Annotated in this window: 1 protein-coding gene; it reads left to right on the top strand. The window is 49.3% G+C overall.

Going from position 1 to position 1,917, the window contains the following annotated elements; translation table 11 throughout:
* Positions 1–483: 483 nt before the first annotated feature.
* Positions 484–1,815 carry a reverse transcriptase domain-containing protein gene (locus D3222_RS24310; protein ID WP_118988330.1) on the top strand — a complete coding sequence of 444 codons (1,332 nt, stop codon included), beginning with the start codon at positions 484–486 and terminating at the stop codon, positions 1,813–1,815.
* Positions 1,816–1,917 lie beyond the last annotated feature (102 nt).

Below are 1,917 nucleotides of genomic sequence, written 5' to 3'. Positions count from 1 at the left end.
CTCCGTGCGCTGTGAAAAGCTGCATTTATCTTGCAGGTGAAAGTCCTGTTCCGGAAGGCATAGCCAGTGCCACCGGATAGCGAGTCTTGCGCCGTCCTGGGTAACTTGGAGGGTGAAGCGTAGATAGCGAAGCATTCGAGCCGAAACCAAAGGGTGAACGTGATACCCCCGAAATTGAACTAATTGTGGGAGCCGACAGGTTGGAGCACCTGGCAGGCAACAGGTTACCGGAGGCCATACTGGCAAATTGCCAAAGGAAACCAACCACCGGGGGCGCAGGCGTCAGCGAGTTTGCAGAGATGAATGACGGAACACAGGAGATCCGGAGGGCTCCCTGAGGAACGGGGTATCTGTGGCACAAGTGCCAAACACAAGGCCACAGAAATGGCTTTCCGGAAGTCGGAGTCAGCCATAGTAGTAATGAAGCGAGTAATGACCGTGGAGCGAAGGGCTGGCAGACAGATCGAACGTAAGAGGGCAACAATGACCGTACACAGCAACGACGGACTATCATGGTTAACAAAACTTGAGCGTATAGGCGAGAAATCAGCAGGTAACAAACAACTGGTGTTCAATAACTTGGGGCACCTGTTAAACAGTGACATGCTGAAAGGGCAATTCCTGCGGCTTGACGGGAGTAAAGCTGTGGGTATTGATCGCATGACAAAAGCCGCTTACGGTGAACACCTTGATGAGAATATTCATAATCTCATTTTGCGAATACGCAGAGGGACGTACCACCCGAAAGCCGCCAGAGTCACCGAGATCCCAAAAGAAGACGGCAGTAAACGACCTTTAGCGATTTCGTGCACAGAGGACAAACTTATCCAGCTTGCGGTCAGTGATATCCTCAGCCGGATCTATGAACCGATGTTTATGCCCAGCTCTTACGGTTTTCGGCCGGGATTAAATTGTCATGCGGCATTAAAGGCGCTACAGCAGCAAACACTCCGTAACTGGAATGGTGCTGTAGTGGAAATTGACATCCGAAAGTATTTCAACATGATACCTCATGATGAGCTGATGAATTTACTTCGGAAGAAAATATCAGATCGCCGTTTCCTCAGATTGATCGAGGTATTAATCACGGCGCCCGTCATAGTGGGTAAAGAGACATCCAGCAATGTGTGCGGGTGTCCGCAAGGTTCAATCCTGTCGCTGGTGCTGGCCAATATCTACCTGCATCATGTGATAGACGAATGGTTTGATGAAATCAGCCGTTCCCATATCCATGGACGGGCAGAGATGGTGAGGTATGCTGATGACATGGTGTTTACTTTCCAGTATCCCAGTGAAGCTAAACGTTTCTACAAAGTATTACCTAAGAGACTGAATAAGTACGGCTTGGAGTTGCATGAAGACAAATCGCAATTAATTCCTGCGGGTCACATTGCGGCAATGCGAGCTAACCAGTCAGAAAAACGCTTGCCAACGTTCAATTTTCTGGGATTTACCTGCTATTGGGGGAAAACGCGAAAGGGTTTCTGGCGACTGAAATATACCAGCCGAAAAGACCGTTTCGCCGCTAAATTGAAGGGACTCAGGGACTTTCTATGGAAGAATCTGAGCACCGACAAACGGCAAATCCTGAATACCGTCATCAGAGTGATCAGAGGCTGGATAAATTATCACGGCATATCTGATAACCAGAGACGAGTTGGGCAGTTTATCTACCAAAGTATGCGAATAATCTATAGATGGTTCAACCGTAAAGGTGGTCGTCGCCGACTGACGTGGAAAAAGCTGAATCTGATCCTGAAAATGCTGGGTTATCCAACTAAATGGAAAACCCGATCTATACTCTGGGCTCGCTGAATATGTGTGGGGACACTGATCTGTCGGGAGCCGGATGCGGTAGTTCCGCACGTCCGGTTCTGAGGAGGGGCCCGTCTGGGTAACCGGCGGGTCTACTCAACC

This window comes from Photorhabdus sp. CRCIA-P01 (assembly GCF_003545805.1).
GTDB classification, from domain to species: Bacteria; Pseudomonadota; Gammaproteobacteria; order Enterobacterales; family Enterobacteriaceae; genus Photorhabdus; species Photorhabdus antumapuensis.
This window is presented reverse-complemented; position numbering and strand designations above follow the sequence as displayed.